This window comes from Vibrio sp. ED004 (genome assembly GCF_023206395.1).
In the GTDB taxonomy this organism is placed as follows: domain Bacteria; phylum Pseudomonadota; class Gammaproteobacteria; order Enterobacterales; family Vibrionaceae; genus Vibrio.
On the sequence record NZ_CP066149.1, the window covers coordinates 3,700,602 to 3,723,592 of the forward strand.

The following is a 22,991-nucleotide window of genomic DNA, read 5'->3' on the forward strand; positions in this document are numbered from 1 at the left end:
GTGTTAGAAGTAGGATTGTGGGATATATGAAGAAGGAATTTAATATGAAAAGTTATATTTATACAACGACTACTTTAGCTGTAATAATATCATTAAATGTCAATGCAAATGAAATTAGAATTCAGCAATTCGATAATGCTGAGCAATTAAGCCAAGTAAATATTACGCAATCAGCCGGGGCTGGAAATAAAATTCAAAAGACAGATTCAACCACTCTCCCTGAAAATGCTATTTTGAATGGCCTTACATCTTTCACTGCAAGCCAAAATGGGAATGACAACAGTGCATACATTAATATAAATGTAGATACAGGTCAGATAGATTCAAGCAGTTGGAATAACCTTAACATACATCATTCTGGCGACAGTAATATTTCTACCATCACTGTTGGCGACACTATTAAGCCAAAGGGGCTGACAATGACACACAATGTTCAGGGTGATAGTAATCAAATAACGTCGACCTATGACACTACCGGTAACGTTAGTGCTTATATGTCAGTTAATGGTGATAGCAATACTGTGAATCACGTAATCAATATGAATGATACAACGGTTAATAGTGATGCTAATCTGAATCTTAGTGTTAATACTGATTCAAGTGCGTATAACTTAAATCAAAATGGTGTAGATGTTAACCTAAGCCTTAACTTATATGGTGATGCTTCGTATGTAACCACCAATGTAAATCAAAACGGGGACAATGCTTATGCGTATATTTATGCCAATAGCCTTCCCGATAATGCAACCATTACTGTTAACCAGTCTAACGATGATGCTCATTTAACAGCGTCAATCAACAATCCAGGAACGACGTTCTCAATGAATGTTTCACAATAATTATAAGTAAGCGAGGTTATTGTTAATCTCGCTTATTGTTATGTGTAAAATAATGCTAAGTGTAAGAGTTTTTGATGTTTTTATTCCCGTCTTCTGATTCCCAAATCAGTTTCTTACGGTAAACTGTAGAAGGGCTAAGTTCTAATAATACGGCAGCATTAATTACGTTCCCATCACAATAATTTATAGCATGTTGAATCGTTTCACGTTCTATTTTCCACATAGGTCGAACATTACCATTATTACTAATCAGAGTTAGTACGGAGGACGCTTTGTTTTTATCTGCTAGTGCTTTTTCAAGATATTTCTGGTTTCTGGTTTCAAACTTATCGATCATTGTTAATGAGGCTTCACTCAATTGGTTTTCTTTTTTTATTGACATCGGTTGTGGAACGGTTGTTAAGTTGATAGGAGGTGGTAACATGTCCTTTCTTATACAAGCTTCATTATTTAAAACTACAATATTACGAATTACGTTTTGTAACTGGCGTACATTACCCGGCCAGTTATATCGTTTGAGGATATTTTGCGTCTCTATATCTATTGAATCAAATTTTTTGTTATCTTCTTTAGCATATAGTCCCAGAAAGTAATCGGCCAAAATAATAATGTCCCCCTCACGTTCTCTTAGAGGTGGCATCTCGATTGGCACAACATGCACACGGTAGTAAAGATCTTCACGGAACCTGCCTTCTGCAACTTCGACCAGAGGGTCACGGTTGGTTGCACAGATAATTCTGACATTAACTCTGATTTCTTGATTGCCACCTAATGGTATGAAAGTACCAGTTTGTAAAAATCTTAATAGCTTCTTCTGCATCTCTAACTCCATTTCACAAAGCTCATCAAGAAATAGAGTGCCACCATCGGCTTGCATCGCCGCGCCTTTGCGGTCGGTTGTTGCACCGGTAAACGCACCTTTTACGTGACCGAAGATTTCGCTCTCCATTAGGTCTCGAGGGATAGCACCACAGTTAATGGCAACGAAGGGTTTACCGTTACGTTGACTCTCTTGGTGAATGGCTTCAGCACATACTTCTTTACCTGTACCACTTTCGCCATTGATGAATACGCTAGCAGTGGTAGGGGCGACGGAATCAATGATCTTGTAAACCGCCTGCATGGGTAGGCAAGAGCCGATGAAATTATGGAATCGGTCACGATCGAACTTGCTTTGCATGTTATCGACAAGGTTTTCGAGTTTCGCTCTCTTTAGATGCAAGCGAACAGAAGTTTTGAGTCGATCGGCTTGAATGGGCTTTTCTAAGAAGTCTTCTGCACCGCGCTGAATAAGGTCTACCGCAATGTTTACTGAGCCATGTGCTGTCGCGATAATGACGGCGGTCGGTATTTCATTTGCGCTAATCCAATCTAATACTTCTTCCCCTGGCATGTCGGGTAACTTGAGATCGAGAATAACAAGCTGTGGGGCGTGCCTCTCAATAAAAGCCTTAGCTTCCGCGCCGGTTTCGACGTGGAAAATATCGTAGGGCTCGTCCTTTACGTACTGCTTGTAGAGTACGGCGAGTGAGGTGGAGTCTTCAACTAACAATACTTTAGGGCGCATTGTATATTCCTTTTGAAACTTTATCCTAACCAATCAATAACATAGTGATAGGTAACCATCAATACGAGTCATGTGTATTTGTTATCTACCGCATGCAATCTCTTAACAAGCGGCCTGTATGATTTTTTGTATTGTCGTTCATGATGGTTCGCATCTTAATGGAAACTGTATTAACAGCGACTATGTTGAGTGTTCATTTGATCCCGATGTGCAACAACCAAGTTAACTGAAGCCTGCCTCTTTTCTTTCAAGCAAGGCTTTGATTGAACGCTCTGCAAGTTCGAGTAATTCATCAACTTGTTGGAATGCCAAATCATGGCTTTGTTCTAAACATTGCTTTTCTAGAGCACGAGATAGCTCTCCCAAAGGGCGATTTCCCAATGATAACGCCGTACTTCCGAGAGTATGGACCTCGAATTCGAGTGTTTGAGCGTCTCGATTGCTTGTCGCTTCTCTAATCGCCACTAAACGAGTTTGTGATTCTGCCACGTAATGGTCGATTAATATGGGGATAATGTCCGCACTGGTGTCTCGAATCATTTGTTCCAGAACGCTTTCATCAACAAGCTCGAGGCCTACTTGGTTAGTTACATTTTGAGGTGTGTCTGACGTTAAAGTCGAATTCATCAAACGAAGTCCTTTTGTTGAGTCGTAATCCAATACGTCTGCTTGAGCTTAATATTCATTGGTACTATTAAGTTTTAGTCATTTTCTAGAATAATTTCAACTGCTTGCCTTAAAAACTATGGAATTAAATCGTGTTGAGGGACGTTTTGGAACACTCAGACTATGGATGTAACAAGTTGATTTTAAGTGTTTTTACTTGTGAAATATAAACTTAAGTGTCTAACAAACGATTCGCAAAGAGGAGCGGCCTTAGACAAGGCTGAACAAAACAAAAGGCCACTGCATCAAATCAATGCAGTGGCCTAGGTTAAGTTGGTGCGTAGAATCCAGTTACGCTAAGGATAGATTCTGTCCAATTAAAGAAAAATAGCGTTCAGGCTAAGAGGCTTTATCAATCTTTGGCTTTGGGGAAGGTTCTACCTCTTCCTCGCTATTTTCAGAGAAGATATCCGCTACAGCACTTCTCTCAAGTTCACCTTTAAGGTTACCGTCCTCATCGACAACAGGAAGAGAGTAGTCACAAGACATGGTGTCTGGCAGAACTTCTTCGATTACAGCGTCAGGCAACACCGCTGGCACTTCTTCGTAAATCTCTTCACTGAAATCATGCACTGAGGAATCTTCAACCGCGTCTTGCAGGCTTTCTTGGGTCACTAAGCCCTGATAGCCGTCATCGGTCACATGATAAGCGTAATCGTTTTTCAGCATCTTCATCTGAGCAAGAGCACCTTCAATGGTTTCCGAAGTAATGCGGTAGAGGGGAGGCTGCATCACTGTTTCTACAGTCAATGCTCGGGCACGGTTAACGTCTTTTACGAACGCTTCGACGTAATCATCGGCAGGGTTCAAAAGAATCTCATGTGGCGTACCTTGTTGTACCAGCTCACCGTCTTTGAGGATTGCGATTCGGTCACCTAAGCGCAGAGCTTCGTCCAAGTCATGGGTGATGAAAACAATCGTCTTATGAAGCTTTTCTTGCAGCTCGATAAGTTGGTCCTGCATTTCGCTACGAATCAACGGATCGAGAGCCGAGAAGGCTTCATCCATCAGCAAGATTTCAGCGTTAGTACACAGAGCGCGTGATAAACCGACACGTTGTTGCTGACCGCCAGACAGTTGGGCAGGGTACTGATTACCGTAGCCTTTCAAACCCACAGTCTCTAACCACTCGTTCGCTTTCGCTAAACGGTCTTCTTTCTTGATGCCTTGAACTTCCAATCCGTATGCAACGTTTTCAACCACAGTTCGGTGAGGCATTAGGCCAAAGCGCTGGAATACCATCGACATTTTATGACGACGGAACTCTTCCAATTCCTTAGTGTTGAGGCTCATTACATCAATGCCTTCAACCGTGATCTTGCCTTCGGTTGGGTCAATCAAACGGTTGAAGTGTCGAATCAAGGTCGACTTACCAGAACCTGAAAGCCCCATGATAACGAAGATTTCGCCACGATTGATTTCGAGGTTAATCTCCTTCAAACCAATAGTATGGCCGGTATCTGCAAGAATCTCGTCTTTGTGTTCACCGTTCTTAACTCGGTTCATCACCGACTGCGGCTTAGGGCCAAACACTTTAAACAGGCCACTAATTTCGATTAATGGTTTAGTCATGTTTGAATCCTCCTAGGTGCGCATTGGTGCGTCGCGCATAAGCCTGTGAAGCTCGATCAAATAGAATCGCGAGGGCAACGATGGCAAAACCGTTCATCAAGCCCAAAGTGAAGTATTGGTTGGTAATGGATTTAAGAACTGGTTGGCCTAAGCCTTTAACGCCGATCATAGACGCAATAACCACCATCGACAGTGCCATCATGATAGTTTGGTTGATTCCCGCCATAATTGTTGGCATAGCTAGCGGTAATTGAACACCCCACAAACGCTGTTTCTTGCTCGCGCCAAAGGCGGTTGCCGCTTCTAGCACTTCTTTATCAACCAAGCGGATGCCTAAATTAGTTAGACGAATTACAGGAGGGATTGCGTAAATAACTACAGCGATTAGACCTGGGATTTTACCGATACCAAGTAGCATAACCACTGGGATCAGGTAAACGAATGCAGGCATGGTCTGCATGATATCGAGTAACGGTGTCACGACGGATTGCACACGATTAGAACGTGCCATCGCAATACCAATCGGGATGCCGAGGAAAATCGAGACTAAGGTACACACAGTGATGATACTGAGTGTCCGCATGGTATCTTCCCACATTCCAAAGTAACCAATGAGAAACAGTGAAACGACACAACCTAATGCCAGTTTCCATGATCGACTCGCGGCGTATACCAAGGCAGTACACACACCAAGAACGATCAGCCACGGAGTAGAAATGAGGAGTTTTTCAAACCAAACAAGGAAAGAGAGAAGAGGGTCAAATAATGATTCAATCGTTTCGCCGTATTCACGGGAAAATTCGCGGTAAGCACCATCTAGCGCTTTTTTTATTGCTCGTAAATCAGAGCGTTCCATCTCTGGAAAGCTTGATAACCAATTGCTGTCGGCCATTTTATATCCTTATAGTTCGGTGCGACTTGTCCTTAATACTCACAGAATACGTGTAAGAACAAGGCTCCGAATTATGAATAACATCAAGTATAGCGACGTTATTTCCGTTTTAGTGAAGTCTAGTTTTTGCTGAAATATAGCTAGTTTTAAAATCTAGCAGTTACAGCTCAGCTTCAATTTTCTTAGCGACTTCGTCTGAAACCCATGGGTGCCATACTTCTGGGAATTCGCTTAAGAAATGTATACTCGCTTCTTCACCATCGGCTTGGTTGTCTTCCATCCAAGCAAGAAGTGCGTTCATTTTATCGTTGGTGAAACCACGTTTTGTAAAGTAGTCATACGCTTCCGGTGCGCGTGACGCGAAACTTTCAGTGGTAATAGTGTGGACAGGTGAAGGCGGGTACATGGTCGCTTTTGGTGATTCACAGCCTTCTTGAGTGGTACAGTTGATGAACTCTTCTTTATCAACGCCACTGCCAAAGTCGACTTTCACCATGTCGTACTTACCAAGAACCGCAGTCGGTGCCCAGTAGTAACCAAACCAAGCTTCTTCACGTTCGTAAGCTTTCGCGATAGAACCAGATAAACCGGCACTCGAGCCTGGGTCGACAATAGTAAAGCCACTGTCTTCTAGATTAAGTGCGTCAAACAAGTTCGCGGCACTGATTTGACAGTTCCAACCTGCTGGGCAGCTGTAAAATGCGGATGTATCTGGGTCTTCAGGGTGCTTAAACAAAGATGCGTTTTTACGTACACCTTCAATGGTTGCCATTTCTGGGTTTTGTTTAACGAGGTAGGCTGGAACCCAAAAACCTTCTTCACCACCATTCACAAGTGCTTTACCTGCGTAGCGAAGACGTTTTTCTTCAACACCTTTATCAAGGGCATCTTTAAGGCTGTTACTCCAAAGCTCTGGTGCAACATCCGGTTGGCCTTTCTCAATCATCGACGTGCCAGTTGGCATTGTGTCGCCAGGGATAAGTTCAGCATCACAACCGTATCCGTGTTCTAGGATAAATTGGTCAATGTTGGCGATTAAAGTTGCAGAGTTCCAGTTCATGTCTGCGATTGTTACGCTGCCACATTCTCCAGCGTTAGCATGACCACAGGCTGCTGCAACTAACAAAAATACGGAGCTTAACTTGTATTTCATATTGAGTTTCCTTTCTCTTTAATAATACAACCAAGCTAATCAAGGTCTGTTGACTAACTAAATTGCTCGATGGTGATCCTTTCCGTGTATTTGAACCATTTGAGCAGAAGGAGGGATGGTGGGAGTATGAGTAGGTAAACCAACAAAGCATAAAGTGTGATTTGCTTGATTTATCCACTGTGTTTCACAGCCATCGGATAACTTTGTCAAACTATTACAAATTCGTCAAAAACCACCTCTATTTATAATCTTAGGGAATAATCGTACGAATTCCATCTTTGATGCGATTTACATGGCGCTTTAACAGTCTGTGTCACATTACCGCGAAAGTTAGGCCAAAGGCTGTTGATCTTTGAGTGGAATTGAAGGTGGTAAGACCATAATTGGCGTGTGTGAAATGCGTTGAATGTTCTTAAAAATCTTATTTTTAGCATTAATTTCGCCAAAAATAATAAACTAAGATTTGTTCAGGCAGAGCGTAAGTTGCTTCTAACACCAACCAGAGTGGAGGCTGTCACTTTTAAAATGACAGCAGTCATACCTTATAAGAGATGCTACATAGGTAGGTTCAAAAACTCATTTTGATAAAGCTTGTTGGCTAGGCGGTCACGAAGCTTAGACGGCAGAAACTTCATTCGATTAATTTGTCGAATCAGCTCTTGAGCGAAGCTTGGGTTGCTCTTCATGTTCATCACACAACCCATCAGTGAAATGCTTTGTGCATCGAGAAGCTTCTTGGCTTGCTCTAGGTGATGAGTCGACGTTTCACCGTAAGCAACGACAAGTAACGCACAATCACACGCGCTTGCAACAGATTGAGCTGGAATATTACCTTTGTTGATATTAAGCAGTGGCGAGGTATCGATGACGACACGGTCGTATTTACTTAACCATTGAGTCACAGCTTTTTTAAGTGTCGCTGGATCTTTATAAGCAAGCTGTGTTGATGCAACTTGCGGAGCAGGGACACCAATAAACATCCGTTGAGACACTACGTGCTCAATAAGCTGCGCTGTGTGTTCTTCTTCAAGCATGTGCAAGTTCTTAAACGCAGAGTTAAATAAGTTGAGGTCAACATACAAGGTAGAGTGACCTGCTAACAAGAAGCGTTCGGCCAATGCCGTTGCGACAGATGTTACGCCGTCACCTGAGTGGCAAGCCGTCACACAGATTGAGCGTTGTCCATTCAGTTCTGAAGCTAAGTACAGTTGTTCAACTTCGGCATGCGTTGCTGAAATAGTCATTATAACGCTCCTATTAACACGATGGTGGTGGTAATACGGAGGATGTCATCTAAGCCAACACGGGCTTTCTCGATAAAGCTTTCACGACGGTCTGGAATGTAAATCGTATCACCTGCACGCAGCACTGTTAGGTTGTAGATGTTCGCCGTTTTACTGAACTCAACAAGATCGAAGGTTCGAGCTTGGCCTTGGCAACAAGACATGTTCACAATAGTAATTTTCTCTACGTAAGCATTGTCAGTAGGGCCAGGGCCCGCCGCTTCTGCTAAGATATCTAAGATATCTAAGATGGTCATGTTGTCGTTAAACACGTAACGACCAGGTGCATTCACTTGCCCGAAGATGTAGATTGACGCATCTGAGCTTTGACGAACCCATTGTGATTTATTGTCTGAAGGATCTTGTGGTAAGTCGTGAACACGCACAATAGAACCCGCTCGAATTTGAGGCATTTGATTTCGTGGCGCACCATTACGAATAAAATCATCCAGATTAAACACGACTAGCTTTCTACCCGTCACAACTTCAATTTTCGAGGTGTCAGCACGTAGCGTAGGGCCACCAACGTGAGCCAATAGTCCCATGAAGTTCATTTCATCTGACCATTCAATACGACCCGGTCGGTTTACCTCACCAATAACATTAACCGCTCTGTCTGGCGTAATCTTCAACCAAGACTTCTCATTCATGTCGGTTTTCTCTGGAACGAAAATCACATCGCCAGCTTTAATGCTAGGTGGGTTAGAGTTAGGTAAGCCTTCTGTATACGCAGCTAAATCAAACTTAAGCACTCTGCCATCCGCTTTGATTACACGGATTTGTCGTGATTCTGCAAATCGAGTCGGGCCGCCTGCATTCGCAAGGATATCCATGAAGGTCGCGTCTCTTTTACCTTCGAAAGCGCCGGGAGCAGCAACTTCACCCATTACGTAAACCATGTTCGCACCCGATTTAATCTCTTCTTCTTGTTTCGGTACAAAAATGGTTGAGCCGGGTTGAAGAGCGGGCAACAAGCTTTCATCCCCAGAATCTAGGTAACGTTTAAGATTAAACAAAGTAGGTGTGTTGTTCGAAATGACGCGAATTTGCTCGACGCTGGCATAACGGGTTACGCCGCCAGAGCGCATCAGCACATCAACTAGGTCGGTGTTCTCTTTGTAAGTAAACGACCCGGGTGCGTTTACCTCACCAAACACTTTAATCGCGTTGCGAGAATCCGCACTGTCACCAGAGTTAGCAAGCTTTGCTGCATCAAACTCTTGCTCGATGTTGCCTACTAGTGGAGAGGCTGGAACAAACAAAGAGTCTAACGATTGCAGGGGCGGTAGATTAGCTTCATCACCAGAATCCAGAAAACGTTTGTAGTTGAACTCTTTCTTATCGGCGCCACGTTTTAAGATCAGCTTGTCGAGCTGTGCCCCCGGACGTAAACCGCCCGCTGCATACAACGCCATTTGGATGCTAGAACCTAACGCAAGCGTGTATTCGCCCGGCTGTTCTACGTAACCTTGAACATAAATAATGATCTGTTGCTCTTTTACATATACAGATGCATTCGAAAGATCTTTATAAGCGGTAGACAGAGCCTCTAGGACAACTTTGTTCAGCTGCTCAGTGTCGTAACCTGCAACAAATACTGTTCCAACTTCAGGAAGAGTGATACGCCCACGTTTATCGACTTGAAAGCCAGTATTTAGGCTGCTTTCGCCAGGAACATTAACTTGGATAAGGTCACCGACTTGCACAGCGTCTGAAAACTCGTCATTAGCTTGAACAAAACTCGCAAAGAAAAGAGAGAATGTGATGAACAATGTGATTAGTGTTTTCATAGTGCACCTCCCATCTTCGCTGCGTTCTTAGGCGAGATAATTTCAATGCTCACTCGGCGGTTAGTTAGTAGAGTACCTGCGGTTTCACCATCAAAAAGCGGTACCGTTTCACCCACAGACACAGCCTTGATTCGTTGTGGGCTAAGGCCAAAGATAGTGAGGTAACGTTCGACCTGTTTTGCTCGTCCAAGTGCTAATTTATCGTTGTATTCTTCAGTGCCTGTCGCATCTGCGTGTCCGGTTACAATTAAGTCTAACGATTTGTTTTCTTTTAGAATGTAAGACGCTTCAGCCAGTTTCCCCATGTACTTAGGATTCACTTCGGTAGAGTCTTGCGCGAATTGGTTATCAACATTTAACAGGTCATACAGCTGTTCAATCACAGACAACTGCATACGGAATTGGTTTTCATTTTTTGGCGGTTCACAGCGTGCTTGCGATGTGACGTAGTCGAGTTGGACTTCAAGTTCGTTAAGGCGTTTTCTTTGGATAACAAGGTCGTTGGCAGCGTCCAGTAACAGACCACCTTGCAGTTCTCGTGCGATACGATTTTGCTTTTCGATGGCTTGAACAACGGCAGCAGGGAAGCACCAGCGGGCACCTTCTTGGATTAAGGCATCTAAATGTAGTTTTGCGAGTTGCCAATCAAAACGTAGTCCGTGTTCAGGACCAAGCGGCTCGTCGGGCATGACAGGAGAGAAGTCAGAGTTCTGATAGTTAATCGAGTCGTAACTTTCCGCTAAACCTCCGGTGCCTTGTTCTGGGTAACTTGTGCAACCCAGAACTAGGACAGACAGAGAAAGGGCTATGTAGTTTTTAAGTTTTTTCATGCCAACGTCCTTTGTTTTTTCTTTTTATTATTATTTTTAGTTACTTCTAGCTTAGTGGATCTTCATGAATTGGTAGGATTTTTTGAGTTAACAGGGATAGCGTGGCCAATACGCAGTAGATTCATAATTTCTAGTGGCTGACCTGATACGTTTTCTAGGCGCATATTTCTTTCACGTTCAGTTAAGCGTTTGAACATATAAACAATCGCACCTACACCTGAAGAGTCCAAAAACTGCACTTCACTGAAATCGACTTCAATCTCTTTGTGAACATCATTTGAAATCACATCGTCAATGTCTGTCTGTGCATCGCGGCTACCCGCTGCGTCTAAATCACCGAAAATAGAAAGAGTCAGTGTCGTTGTGTTTAGGTCAATTTTGCGTAATTCCATAATGATATCTCCTTGGATGCATGAGTTTAGAATTGCACTGAATGTGCCAACTTTTATATTGTTTATTTTCAATAGGTTAGAGTTTTATCTTAGAAGAGTGTCATATTGAGAAACGCCACTTCTCAATATGAGAAGTAAAAATGAATGAATTTTTGAGAGTCACAATTGATTGATATTGCGAATGAAACGCCAGATTAAATAAGACTGAAGATTGGATCGCATCTCTAAGGAAATCTCACGTACCGTAATTCGAGACCACATAGGATAAAAATACTTGAAGGAAAAAATACTCGAGTAAATAGCAGATCAAAACAGGAAGCGGATAGGGAATAGATGATGAGATTAACCAAACTGGCGGTTGCAACACTCTTGGCATTTTCATTGCCATCTCACTCATCTTATTTACCGCCTGAACAGTTAGTATTAGCCAATACCTATAAACAGGGGATAGATGTCTCTGAGTATTGGACGAGTGAGAAACTCGATGGTATTCGAGCTTTATGGGATGGAAAGCATCTTTATACAAGAAATGGTAATCGAATTTACGCACCAAAGTGGTTTACAGAGAGCTTGCCAGAAGTGCACTTAGAGGGAGAGCTTTGGGCTGGACGAGGGAAATTCCATCTTGTTCAATCAACGGTGTTAGATCACACACCTAGTGATACCGCTTGGCTACAGATCGACTTCATGCTGTTCGATATGCCAGGTGCAGCCGGAGATTACCAAAAGCGTTATTACAACATATTGCATTGGGTGAGCGTGATCGATGAATCACACGTCGGTTATGTTGAACATTCACCCATTAAGAATGAAGAAACGTTGTTTCACCAACTAGACAACGTAGATGAGCGAGACGGCGAGGGTTTGATGCTTCGCAAGATCACTAGCCGTTATCAAGCAGGTCGCAGCAATGACTTATTAAAACTCAAAAGGCACCATGATGCTGAAGCCACAGTGATTGGTTATAAAACCGGAACGGGCAAATACAAAGGAATGATGGGCTCAATCTTAGTTCACAACGAGCAGGGCGTTGAGTTTTACATTGGCAGCGGGTTTACTGACAAAATGAGATTGTCGCCACCCGAGATTGGTAGTCGTATTACTTTTCGCTACAACGGCCTCACTCAAAACGGAAAGCCAAAGTTCGCAAGGTTTGTCAGAGAGAAGAGTGACTATTGAGTTGTTTAATCATTTGATTTTAATAATTTAGAAAGCAAAAGAGCCCTGAAAATCAGAGCTCTTTTTTGTTTTATGTCTTAGCGGGTTACACCAATGCTAGTTACGAAAATTGTTGCTGGCTAGATTATCGAGAACTGAACTCCAGTTGCACCTCATCACTTTGTTTATGCATCCAATGAAGGCGCATACCAAGCATGGTCGCTGCTGAAGATAGACCAATTATGAAGCCAACCCAGAAACCGTGTGCTCCCATAGGCTCAACAATCCAATCTGTCATTCCTAAGATGTAGCCGATAGGAAGACCAAGCAACCAGTAAGCCACAAAGGTAATATTGAAGATCGATCGCATGTCTTTGTAGCCACGCAAAGCACCTGCAGCGATAACTTGAATGGCGTCGGTACATTGATAAACCGCTGCGAACAACAGTAATTGCATTGCAACGGTAATTACCGCGGTATTCTCTGTGTACAGTAATGAAACCTGCTCTCTGAAAATGGCCGTCAATGCTGCCGTCATTAATGCAGTCACTAAACCAACAATGATGCCCACGTGTGTCGCGATCTTCGCACCTTCGGTATTGTTTTCACCTAGCTTATGGCCAACACGAATACTCACGGCGGCACCAATACTCATTGGAATCATGAAGACTAGTGAAGAGAAGTTGATCGCAACTTGGTGCGCGGCAACAATCAATGAGCCAAGTGGGGCAACCAACAAGGAAACAACGGCAAACAAGGTTACCTCGAAGAAGATAGCGGCCGCGACTGGGAAGCCAAGTCTAAACAGGCGAATCTGAGCTTTAAGTTGCGGCTTATGGAACGTACCGAAGATGTTGATTTTCGCTAAACGTTTTGAAGTTAAAACGTAAGCGAACAGCAGTGCAAACATCACCCAGTACACGATAGCCGTTGCAACGCCACAACCAACACCACCCAAGGCAGGAGCACCAAGCTTTCCGTATACGAACATCCAGTTAAGCGGGATGTTTAATAGCAAGCCAATAAAACCAATCACCATTGCAGGCTTAGTTAAAGACATTCCATCGGTAAAGCTTCTCAAGGTTTGGAACAGCAAAAATGCAGGTACAGCGAACATCACCGCGTTCATATAACCTATGGTCTTTTCTGCCATGAGTTGTTCAATGTCCATCCACTCCAATATCAATTGTGTCTGGAACAGCACGCCAATGATTGGAAGAGAGATGACGAGCGCTAAAAATGCGCCTTGTTGAATTTCAAATGGAATTTTTACTTGTCGACCAGAACCATTCAGTTGTGCAACGACAGGAACCAACGCCATCAATAGGCCAACACCAAATAAGATTGATGGTAGCCAGATACTTGCTGCAATCGAAACCGCCGCCATATCGATAGCACTTACGCCACCGGCCATTACGGTATCAACAAAACCCATTCCAGTTTGTGCAACGGATGCGATCAATACTGGGGTCGCAAGTTTAATTAGATTCGAGGATTCTTCTTTGTAACGATGCACAAACAACTCCAAATAAGAGGGAAAATTAGAATAATAGTGTAGGAAAGGACATTCTGAAGGAATCAGAGACAATGATCTTAAGCTTCCACTGGACGAATCATAAAGAAATGTCACAATAACTGCTATGAAAAACTGTTACTAAAATGCTAAATAGGAATCTTATGTTTACAGGTATCGTTCAAGGCATGGCAACACTGGTTGCTATCAACAAAAAAGAGTCGTTTCAAACTCATACCATTGAGCTAAGTGACGAAATGGTTGAAGGATTAGCCATTGGTGCTTCAGTAGCTCATAACGGTTGTTGCTTAACGGTAACGGAAATTTCAGGAAACCAGATTGCTTTTGATTTAATGCAAGCGACATTGCGACTGACGAACTTAGGCCAACTTAATGTAGGTGACAAAGTGAATGTTGAGCGTGCAGCAAAGTTTGGAGACGAAATTGGCGGGCACAGCATGTCTGGTCATATTACTCTGATGGCTAACCTAGTTGATGTGATTAAAACAGAAAACAACCGAACGCTTTGGTTCGAACTACCGCAAGAATCAATGAAGTATGTGTTGAGCAAGGGTTACATTGGTGTTGATGGTTGCTCATTAACTATTGGCGAAGTGGAAGATAACCGTTTCTCTGTTCATCTGATCCCAGAAACGCTGAATCGCACTCTGTTTGGCGTCCGTGAAGTAGGCGATCAAGTAAACATAGAGTTCGACCCTCAAACACAGGCAATTGTTGATACTGTCGAGCGCGTATTAGCGAACCAAAAATAGCCACTAAGTGCATTGCGTCGGTGGCGATAAAATTACACCGGTTACCAAATTAAAAAAGAGCACATGAGGTGCTCTTTTTTGATCGTTATTTAAACGAGAAACTGATTGTCAGAATACTTGCTCGTCATCGGCATCAATCGAAAGGTTGATTCTGTCTCTTACCTCGTCGACCTGCATATCCAAATGAATGGCATTGCAACACGCAGGACAATCATCATAGAAGTCTTGGCTACCATTTGATGCATCAAGCGTGATGTTAATACCGTGCCCACAATGCGGACAGGAGACATGTTTCTCTGTGTATTTATGCATGGCAAATTCTCCTCACTGTAACTGATACCAATCGTATTCGGTTATAAACAGCTGTAATTGGTATTAAACGGCTTGAATCTTCTGAATACACGCTTCGGTTTGTGCCAAGTAATGACCGCCAAATTGATTACAGTGATTGAGAAGATGGTACAAGTTATAAATATCTTTTCGATCAGTATAGCCAACGTCGAGCGGCATGACGCTTTGGTAACCTTCATAAAACTCTTTAGGGAAACCTTCGAACAATTCGGTTAACGCCAAGTCACACTCATGGTCACCCCAGTAACAAGCCGGGTCGTAGCAAATTGGGCCAAACGCAGAGTTAGCGACATTGCCATTCCAAAGATCGCCGTGAAGCAAAGAAGGGCGAGGGTTGTGGCCTGCAAGTCGCATATTCACCACGTCAACAATATCGTCGATGTCACCAAACTTAATGCCTTTCTCTTTCAGCAGTTGAAGTTGAAAACCGATACGTTGCTCTGAGAAAAAACGTCCCCATTTTTTATGCCACGGATTAGGCTGAAGGGTACTGCCGATGTAGTTGTCTTGATCGCAACCAAACTCTTTTTGCTCTCCCCATTGGTGAAGCTGGGCAAGTTGAACACCAAAATCGAAACTGTTGTTGCCCGTTTCTAGTGGTTTGGTTGGTAAATAATTGAGGATAATGAACGAGCACTCTTTGGTTTTCCCAATAAGAACAAGCTCGGGCACATACACGGTGGAGGTATTTCTTAATAAACGCAGGTTCTCAGCTTCAATTTCAAACTTGGGTAGAAATTCACGCTGATTCACTTTAACAAAGTAACGTTCATTACCATCACTGATCATATAGCAATCGTTAATGTCACCACCAGAGACCTTCGTACGTTCAGTAATCTGAAAGTTGAACAAAAGCGTATCTGAAAGCTGTTGAGAAATGGCCTGCCACATAGGAAATCCTCACAGAACTGTTGATTTGAAATACTATCGTTTAATAGCAATAGTTTAGGATAAATCTGAGTAATTTATAGACGTACTGGTCAATGTTCTCAGCTCTAATTCATATCAATATGAATCAATTAGCGGATTTGTGAACTGGCACTGATTCAATGCCTTTGATTAATCGACAAAAAATGTCTGACAACAAGGCGTTCTTGTTTGGAACTAGCTTCACACTCGACATCAAATTCGAGGTCGTTCACTAGAAAATCGCAGGTGGCTTGCTATTGTCTACGCTTAAATTTTAGCTATTACTAATAGTCCACTAATTGCGTCGTGTAGAAGGCGGGGTGAGTGCCCATCAAGATCGCACTTGAAACCGTTGTTAAGTCCTATTTCTCTGCTTTGTTTGTAGATTGATTCAATTTTGAGCTTAAATGCTAGCAAAGATCATTTTAATATTACTTTTAGCAATAAAATGATGACAAATGGCTTCATTTACATAGTATTAGCCTAGAACGTGTTAATCTGCTTAAGAGCTTAAAACGGAGATTTATTGTGGTTGTAGAAACCGATGGCTATCTAGCTTTAATCGAGCACCTATCATTCAACCTAGATGTATTTACCAATGGTAATGGTGATACAGGAAATGAAAGTGTCGAAGACATTATTACAGACATGATTTCAACGAACATCATGGCTATCTTCGAACAAAACCCTGAACTGCACGCGAGTGTACGTTTTCAACTGCTGAAAGAAGCAGACGCCGTTGTTGCGGATTTAGGTGAAGTATTGGCAGGTGTGTGGGCTAAGAAGGCGACTAACGAACAGATCGTGTTCCTAGACGAATACATCGCGTTAGTGAAAAACCTATTTGATACGGCTGTCGCTAAATACGACTAGTTATTCGCGTATCAATCTAAAATAGTAAAAGGCGTTTAAGCCGTAACATTTGATGTTATGTCGTCCAGCGGTGAATCTCTTGAACCGCTATAAACGCCTAAAGTGCCAAAACTTGGAAGCCCAATAAGGGTTGTCCAGCCTCGATATAATCACACCTTTCGATGTAGAAGCATGTAGGAATTGATTGTTTCCTAAATAAACGCCAACGTGTCGCACCGTCATCGATGTTTTAAAAAACACCAAATCGCCACTCGTAGCCTGTTCATACGCAATTTCTTTTCCCTTTTGGCTCTGGTCTTTTGTGGTTCTTGGTAGGGCTTGTTGGGTCGCATTTTGGACGGCTATTTGTACAAAAGCGGAGCAATCTACACCTCTAAATGACGTTCCGCCGAAATGGTACGGCACACCTTTCCACTGCTCATACACGCTCATATAAGCATTTGTAGTCAATTGTTCTGACTTTGATAAAGGTTTCTGTGCGGTTTTACTAAGCTGAGAGGAGGACGGGTTTGAGCTACATGCAGCTAATGTTGCGAAAGTTATTGTAACTGCAAGCATTTTTCTGAATTTCATATGTAACTCTTCTGAAAAAAAAATGAAATAAAAACGTCATCAAGGACTTCTAGTATACGGACTAACTTAAGGATATCTCTTTTCGTAGTCAAACTGGATTTCACATGCCCGACACAAATTTATCAATAAAACCCTCACGTTATACATTCTCGCTCATCCAAACCGTTAGTGCTGTCTTTATTTCCATTCTGTTACTTGTCAGCTTTTTATCTATGGTCAGTATAAGAGGTGTTGAGCGAGTAGGAGGGTATTTCGATACGCTATCGGAACAGGCGTTACCACTCGCACTTCACAACGCAGAATTAACGCAAAGCGTATTAGAACAAGTCAAACTTCTTACTTACAGCACCCAATCAACCGATTTAGACACACTTAACGCAACACGAGACTCCATTGATCAACTCGCTTCCGAGAGTAACGCAATCCTAGAGGAACTCCTTTTTATCTCCCAATCTTTTCCTGATGCGATCTCTTTAGAACAGCAACAAATCCTTATTGATGATATGGCGCAACTGCAACAGATGACCAATACGGTTCTGTTGGCGCAAATTGATATTCAAAGTAAACAGAATCTGATCGACAGCAAAATGGGAGAGTTTCGTTACGGTGTCGGCTCTATCGGGCCTGAAATGAACCGCATCAGTTCGTTTTTAGTCGAAGACAACCCAGAAGCCAGTGATGCCGCGAACCGCTTTACATCGAGCGCGTCAGCAATGGCCAACACCTTCTTAATGCTAATGATGCAATCTGACATCGATAAAGCACAAGACGAATACCGCCAACTGAGAAACCGAATCGCTGGCCTTAACTTGGCTTACAGTGACTTTGCTGATTGGCATCCAGACATCGCGGAGTTCGCAAGCCTTACCGCACCTTATGAGATGGTAAAAGAGGGCTTCACAGAAGAAGGCGTGATTAGACAAATACTGCTTAAATTGGAACTGGTTAAGCAGCAAGAGCAGAACCTAGCCCAAGTGATTACCTTGGCGAATACCGTTATTAATACATTGAACCAGTTATCTTCGACCGCTGCACACCTGATCGATGAAAGCGAACTGGTCGTAAATCAAACCATTACCAACATTGACCGTGTGTTGTTTATTAGTGGACTAGTGATCGCCGTGATCATTGTGATCTCATGGTTAGTACTGCGCCGCTGGGTAAACAAAGGGCTGAAAAACATTACTCAACAATTGAGCTTGCTCGCAGATCACGACTTCTCGAAGCACAGTGCGTTGGTGGGGCCATTAGAGTTACAAGTAATTGCTTCTAAGCTGAATACCGTTGTCGATTCGACCGCAGACTCGGTTCGCTTGGTGACTCGTAACTGTGAAACGCTTTACCAAACTGCTGAGGTAAGCCACGACGCTGCAGAGCAAACCAACTCTAGCTTGAACGAACAAAACGAATCGCTACAGAATATGATCACTACGATTACTGAGCTGGAAGCGTCAATCGGTGAAATTGCACGTATTTCGAACGCATCCAATGACGATGCACAAGTTGCCGAAGACGAGTCAGTCAATGGTAGCCAGGTGGTGGGGCTTAACCAGCAACGTTTACAAGCGTTAGAACATTCACTAAGCATGAACGAAGAATCAATGGCCGACCTTGATGGCCGCGTGAAACAGATTCGTGAAATGGTCGACATGATCAGTGGCATCGCAGAAAACACCAACTTGTTAGCACTGAATGCGGCAATTGAAGCAGCGCGAGCAGGAGAGCAAGGGCGCGGCTTTGCTGTCGTTGCCGACGAAGTGCGTAAATTGGCGAGTGGCACATCTCAACAAACTACCAATATTCGCAATATGATGAATGAGCTGGTGGCTGCGGCTGACCGTTCTCGAACGTCTGTTACTGAATCTCGAAGTGAAATGGCCAATGCACTGCAAACCAGTGGCGATGTGAAGCAAGCTTTTGAAAAAATTGAGGTTGCAGTTAGCCAGATTAAAGGACGTGTTGAACAAATTATGGTGGCAACAGAACAACAAGCACGTGCAACGGTCGATGTAACACATTCCATCACCCGTGTTTCTGAACAAGGTGAGAATACTAAATTACAGCTTGAATCCATGATTGAAAGCTCAGAACAGGTGGCAGAAATCGCGGGACACCAACAAGCTATGCTTCATAAATACCAATTTGATTCAGCAAAATAACCGCAAAGTCTGACAGTTTCAGTATTCAACTATTAGAAAAAACAAAAAGGCAGAGTTCGATACTCTGCCTTTCGTTTATTCGTTAACTACTTACTGATGATGACGTGCTTACATAAACAGAGTAGGCATGATGTGTTGGAAGAAGATAAGTGATGCAACACCATTGATCACCACCCAGATCAGATCAAACCGAAGGCTGACCAGCGTACAAACAATCGCAGCTAATTACCGCTACCTGCGTGAACTCAAAGCGTAATTTCTTGGTTTAACGTAATATTTTGGTTTCCGTCTAATTATTCGGTTTCTCGTTGTATCTAAATGGCTGGGTAATCAACTTATCTAGCCTTTGTTCTTTTCCATCACGTATCTCAGGAACGCCAATGCTTACCTTGTCGTGGCCAAGCTTAGGTTGAGCGCGATAGGTTTTGAACCAAATGTCCCACACCGATAAAAAGAAACCAAAATTCGAATGCGTTTCTTTGACGATCACAGAGTGATGCACTCGATGCATGTCAGGGGTCACAATCACTTTGCGTAATTGTTTGTCGAACCATAATGACAAACGCCCATTGCTATGGTTGAACATCGCGCTCACATTCAACACCACTTCGAATATCACGACCGCTAAAGCCGGTACGCCGAGTACAAAAATCAACGCCACTTTAATCAGCATCGATAAGATCATCTCAATCGGGTGGAAGCGCGTGCCTGTCGTTACATCAATATCTAGATCTGCGTGATGAACACGATGAAGTTTCCAAAGTAGCGGAATACGGTGAAAGACAAGATGTTGCGTGTAAATGGCAAGGTCTAACAACACGACACAGAGAAACACGGTGATTTCAAAAGGAAGCGTAATGTTATTAAACAGTCCCCATTGGTTTTGCTCAGCAATCAAAGCCGCTTGAAACGCAGCTACGGGGATTAATATTGCCAATAAAACGCTGTTAACCGCCATCAACGAGAAGTTGTTACCCCAACGAAACCACTTGTTTTGAGTCAGTGTTTTTCGAGGAGCACGGTACTCCCACAATGCACACAAGATGAAAGCGGTGATAAAACAGACAAGGCGAAGTAGCGATGGGTCTTGCATAAGAATTCCTTCTATCATTATCAAGCCACTGTAAGTACAATCGTGCCACTTTTCTAGTTCTATCTATCGTTATTGTCCATGAGAATCCACGCTTTCCACCGTTTATACCAACACCGTTTATCTCTTTCTACCAAACCGTTTAATGCGCGCGGATGTAAAGTTGTGCGATGTGAGTACTGCAAAATCAAACAAGACAGTTGTATTTGTGAACACCAACCAGATATAGATACGAACGTCGCGACCATGTTGATCTTGTCAGACAACGAAATCTTAAAGCCGAGTAACACAGGCCGTTTGATTGTGGACACTGTAAAAGACAGCCATGTTTACCTTTGGCATCGAACTGAACCCAACGCAGAGATGTTGGATGTACTGAAAGACGACAAGTATCAGCCTGTCATTGTGTTCCCTGAAGATTACACCGATGACAAAACGCGAGTGGTTCAAGACTTACCACAAATGCGTGACCCAAATAAAAAGCTGCTGCTGATTTTCATCGATGGTAGCTGGCGTGAAGCAAGACGTATCTTCAGACGCTCGGAATACTTACAAGATTTACCTGTGTTATCGATCGAGCCTGAGTCGGTTTCTCAATACATGATGCGTAAATCAGACAACGACCAACATCTATCTACAGCCGAAGTGGCGAGCTTGGTATTAAAACAAGCAGGTGAAGAGCAGGGCGCGAAGACTTTACAGCTTTGGTTTGAAGCATTTCGTGAAAGCTACATGCTAAGTAAGACGCGTTATAAGTCAGATCCGACCAAACCTAGCCTGAACGCTTTCATAGAACACAGTAAAAGTGAGACTTCACTCTAACCTTTAACCGCTTTGTGCTGACTTGTTGTTCAAACAGACTCGAACACGAGATAAGTTTGTTATCTATCACGGTTTGTAGGGGGAGTGTTATGGATAATGTTCCTCAGTTGTTTTATTTAAAGAATTTATTTGCCCGAATTTAGGGAAAAATTGGAGAGATTTCATGTATTACGGCTTCGATGTTGGCGGCACAAAAATTGAGTTTGGTGCATTCAATGAGAAACTTGAGCGAGTAGCAACAGAGCGTGTTCCAACACCAACAGATGATTATCAGTTATTGCTTGATACAATTGCTGGTTTGGTAAAAAAGTACGATAGCGAACTCTCTTGCGAAGGCAAAATTGGCCTTGGTCTTCCTGGCATGGAAAACGCAGACGACGGCACAATGCTGGTTGTTAACGTACCTGCTTCAACAGGTAAGCCACTACGTAAAGATTTAGAAGCGCTTATTGGCCGTAGTGTAAAAATCGAGAACGACGCAAACTGTTTCGCGCTTTCCGAAGCGTGGGATGATGAGCTTAAAGATGAACCATCAGTTGCTGGCCTAATTTTAGGTACTGGCTTCGGTGGTGGTTTAGTTTACGAAGGTAAAGTGTTCTCTGGTCGTAACCACGTTGCAGGTGAGCTAGGCCATATGCGCCTTCCTATCGATGCATGGTTCCACCTTGGCGATAACGCACCGCTACTAGGCTGTGGTTGTGGCAAGAAAGGTTGTCTAGACAGTTACCTATCTGGTCGTGGCTTTGAGTTGATTTACGAGCACTACTACGGCGAGAAGAAGAAAGCGATTGAGATCATTCAAGCATACAACGAAGGCGAAGCAAAAGCAGCTGAGCACGTTGATCGCTTCATGGAGCTATTGGCTATCTGTTTCGCGAACCTGTTTACTGGTCTTGACCCACATGTTGTTGCATTGGGTGGCGGTCTTTCAAACTTCGAGCTTATCTACGAAGAGATGCCAAAGCGTGTGCCTAAGTACCTACTGTCTGTAGCGAAGTGTCCTAAGATCATCAAAGCGAAACACGGTGATTCAGGCGGCGTTCGTGGTGCTGCATTCCTTAACATTAAGTAATCGCGACTTAACGTTGAGCTAGTTGAAAAGCATAAATAAAAATGCCGCAATCTCGAAAGAGGTTGCGGCATTTTTTATTGTTTGGTGTTTTGGTTTCTTTAACTCTTAACTAGTAACGCCAAAACGAAAAGCCTGAAACTAGAGCCTAGAACTAAATACCAAGAAAAAGAGCTAGAGGGCTTACTTCTTCTTTTTACCAACACCAAGGTTGTCTTTTTGCTTCAACGTAAGCTTCGAAAAGCCAAGCTTGCGGAAGTAGTTGTCTTGGTAGTTACGAACCGCTTTCGTATCAGAAATCAACTCAAGCTGTTGCTCAGTTTTAAGATACTCAGAGATATCGATGCCTTCGGCTGCAGCTACAGCTTCTTGGATCGTGCGGTGTTCTTGCTTAGAAAACAGTAACTCTTTGTCTTCGTCTTTATAGGTATACAGAATGGTACGAGCCATGATGCTCTCCAATAGGATTATTACTTTCGCGCACTCTACATAAAAACAGTACGTGGCTCAAGGTTATGATAAAAAATCTTGAAATATTAGCGATATCAATAAAGCGTGCAGTAAGTCGCAAAAATATTTTATGGTACACTATGTACAATTTATATGTTTGATCGGCTTAAATCTAATTTATGATCAATGCGCTTTACCCTCAGATTATGGGAATCATCACTCGAATTCAAAACTATCCTGGAATCAAAGGATTAGAAGAAGTCGACG

Annotated in this window: 22 protein-coding genes; 7 read left to right on the plus strand and 15 right to left on the minus strand. The window is 43.0% G+C overall.

The features are described from left to right. The first annotated feature begins 44 nt into the window (after positions 1–44). Positions 45–839 carry a hypothetical protein gene (locus ITG10_RS16935; protein WP_248386545.1) on the plus strand — a complete coding sequence of 265 codons (795 nt, stop codon included), beginning with the start codon at positions 45–47 and terminating at the stop codon, positions 837–839. Between the two features lie 55 nt (positions 840–894). On the opposite strand, the gene ITG10_RS16940 is transcribed toward ITG10_RS16935, so the two are convergent. The 9 genes from ITG10_RS16940 to ITG10_RS16980 all read right to left on the minus strand — a co-directional run bounded on the left by ITG10_RS16940 (position 895) and on the right by ITG10_RS16980 (position 10,984). Further along, positions 895–2,406: a sigma-54 dependent transcriptional regulator gene (locus tag ITG10_RS16940; RefSeq protein WP_017631379.1), complete on the minus strand. Its 1,512-nt coding sequence runs from the start codon at positions 2,404–2,406 to the stop codon at positions 895–897. Between the two features lie 222 nt (positions 2,407–2,628). Beyond that, positions 2,629–3,033 carry an Hpt domain-containing protein gene (locus ITG10_RS16945; RefSeq protein WP_017631380.1) on the minus strand — a complete coding sequence of 135 codons (405 nt, stop codon included), beginning with the start codon at positions 3,031–3,033 and terminating at the stop codon, positions 2,629–2,631. Positions 3,034–3,411: 378 nt separating this feature from the next. Next, a complete protein-coding gene (locus ITG10_RS16950; protein WP_017631381.1) occupies positions 3,412–4,644 on the minus strand; it encodes a glycine betaine/L-proline ABC transporter ATP-binding protein in 1,233 nt (410 codons plus the stop codon). Then, positions 4,637–5,536 carry a proline/glycine betaine ABC transporter permease gene (locus ITG10_RS16955; RefSeq protein ID WP_017631382.1) on the minus strand — a complete coding sequence of 300 codons (900 nt, stop codon included), beginning with the start codon at positions 5,534–5,536 and terminating at the stop codon, positions 4,637–4,639. The genes ITG10_RS16950 and ITG10_RS16955 overlap by 8 nt, the downstream gene beginning before the upstream one ends. A gap of 160 nt (positions 5,537–5,696) precedes the next feature. After that, positions 5,697–6,689 carry an ABC transporter substrate-binding protein gene (locus tag ITG10_RS16960; RefSeq protein WP_017631383.1) on the minus strand — a complete coding sequence of 331 codons (993 nt, stop codon included), beginning with the start codon at positions 6,687–6,689 and terminating at the stop codon, positions 5,697–5,699. A 554-nt stretch (positions 6,690–7,243) separates the two neighbouring features. Next, a complete protein-coding gene (locus ITG10_RS16965) occupies positions 7,244–7,933 on the minus strand; it encodes a chromosome partitioning ATPase (protein WP_017631384.1) in 690 nt (229 codons plus the stop codon). Then, positions 7,933–9,762 carry an SLBB domain-containing protein gene (locus tag ITG10_RS16970; RefSeq protein WP_017631385.1) on the minus strand — a complete coding sequence of 610 codons (1,830 nt, stop codon included), beginning with the start codon at positions 9,760–9,762 and terminating at the stop codon, positions 7,933–7,935. The genes ITG10_RS16965 and ITG10_RS16970 overlap by 1 nt, the downstream gene beginning before the upstream one ends. Further along, a complete protein-coding gene (locus tag ITG10_RS16975; RefSeq protein ID WP_248386547.1) occupies positions 9,759–10,592 on the minus strand; it encodes an OmpA family protein in 834 nt (277 codons plus the stop codon). Before ITG10_RS16975 ends, ITG10_RS16970 begins: the two co-directional genes overlap by 4 nt. Positions 10,593–10,654: 62 nt before the next feature. Then, a complete protein-coding gene (locus ITG10_RS16980; protein ID WP_017631387.1) occupies positions 10,655–10,984 on the minus strand; it encodes an STAS domain-containing protein in 330 nt (109 codons plus the stop codon). Between the two features lie 333 nt (positions 10,985–11,317). Between ITG10_RS16980 and ITG10_RS16985 the strand changes: the two genes are divergently transcribed. Continuing rightward, on the plus strand, positions 11,318–12,163 hold the full coding sequence (locus tag ITG10_RS16985) for a DNA ligase (RefSeq protein ID WP_348983559.1): 846 nt from the start codon (positions 11,318–11,320) through the stop codon (positions 12,161–12,163). A gap of 124 nt (positions 12,164–12,287) precedes the next feature. On the opposite strand, the gene ITG10_RS16990 is transcribed toward ITG10_RS16985, so the two are convergent. After that, positions 12,288–13,658, minus strand: a complete 1,371-nt coding sequence (locus ITG10_RS16990; protein ID WP_176681209.1) for an MATE family efflux transporter — start codon at positions 13,656–13,658, stop codon at positions 12,288–12,290. 161 nt (positions 13,659–13,819) lie between these two features. On the opposite strand from ITG10_RS16990, the gene ITG10_RS16995 reads away from it, so the two are divergent. Beyond that, positions 13,820–14,428 (plus strand): riboflavin synthase, encoded by a 609-nt coding sequence (locus tag ITG10_RS16995; protein WP_017629904.1) that lies wholly within the window; start codon positions 13,820–13,822, stop codon positions 14,426–14,428. Between the two features lie 108 nt (positions 14,429–14,536). Here the strand turns inward: ITG10_RS16995 and ITG10_RS17000 are convergent, their stop codons facing one another. Next, complete coding sequence (locus ITG10_RS17000; protein WP_017059600.1) at positions 14,537–14,740, minus strand: CPXCG motif-containing cysteine-rich protein; 204 nt, start codon at positions 14,738–14,740, stop codon at positions 14,537–14,539. 63 nt (positions 14,741–14,803) lie between these two features. After that, positions 14,804–15,670, minus strand: coding sequence for a fructosamine kinase family protein (locus ITG10_RS17005; RefSeq protein WP_017629903.1), 867 nt, complete (start codon positions 15,668–15,670; stop codon positions 14,804–14,806). 546 nt (positions 15,671–16,216) lie between these two features. On the opposite strand from ITG10_RS17005, the gene ITG10_RS17010 reads away from it, so the two are divergent. Further along, positions 16,217–16,561 carry a DUF3802 family protein gene (locus ITG10_RS17010; RefSeq protein WP_017629902.1) on the plus strand — a complete coding sequence of 115 codons (345 nt, stop codon included), beginning with the start codon at positions 16,217–16,219 and terminating at the stop codon, positions 16,559–16,561. A gap of 87 nt (positions 16,562–16,648) precedes the next feature. Here ITG10_RS17010 and ITG10_RS17015 read toward each other — a convergent pair whose 3' ends face one another. Then, a complete protein-coding gene (locus ITG10_RS17015) occupies positions 16,649–17,134 on the minus strand; it encodes an NlpC/P60 family protein (protein ID WP_026084142.1) in 486 nt (161 codons plus the stop codon). Between the two features lie 104 nt (positions 17,135–17,238). Between ITG10_RS17015 and ITG10_RS17020 the strand changes: the two genes are divergently transcribed. After that, complete coding sequence (locus tag ITG10_RS17020) at positions 17,239–19,293, plus strand: methyl-accepting chemotaxis protein (RefSeq protein WP_026084141.1); 2,055 nt, start codon at positions 17,239–17,241, stop codon at positions 19,291–19,293. A gap of 289 nt (positions 19,294–19,582) precedes the next feature. Here ITG10_RS17020 and ITG10_RS17025 read toward each other — a convergent pair whose 3' ends face one another. Further along, positions 19,583–20,386, minus strand: coding sequence for a sterol desaturase family protein (locus tag ITG10_RS17025; protein WP_017629899.1), 804 nt, complete (start codon positions 20,384–20,386; stop codon positions 19,583–19,585). A 72-nt stretch (positions 20,387–20,458) separates the two neighbouring features. Here ITG10_RS17025 and ITG10_RS17030 point away from each other — a divergent pair, with 72 nt between their 5' ends. Then, on the plus strand, positions 20,459–21,205 hold the full coding sequence (locus ITG10_RS17030; RefSeq protein WP_248386549.1) for a tRNA-uridine aminocarboxypropyltransferase: 747 nt from the start codon (positions 20,459–20,461) through the stop codon (positions 21,203–21,205). A 163-nt stretch (positions 21,206–21,368) separates the two neighbouring features. Further along, positions 21,369–22,277, plus strand: coding sequence for an N-acetylglucosamine kinase (gene nagK / locus ITG10_RS17035; protein WP_017629907.1), 909 nt, complete (start codon positions 21,369–21,371; stop codon positions 22,275–22,277). Between the two features lie 180 nt (positions 22,278–22,457). On the opposite strand, the gene ITG10_RS17040 is transcribed toward nagK, so the two are convergent. Continuing rightward, positions 22,458–22,724, minus strand: coding sequence for a DUF2960 domain-containing protein (locus ITG10_RS17040; RefSeq protein ID WP_017629908.1), 267 nt, complete (start codon positions 22,722–22,724; stop codon positions 22,458–22,460). Positions 22,725–22,991: the final 267 nt, after the last annotated feature.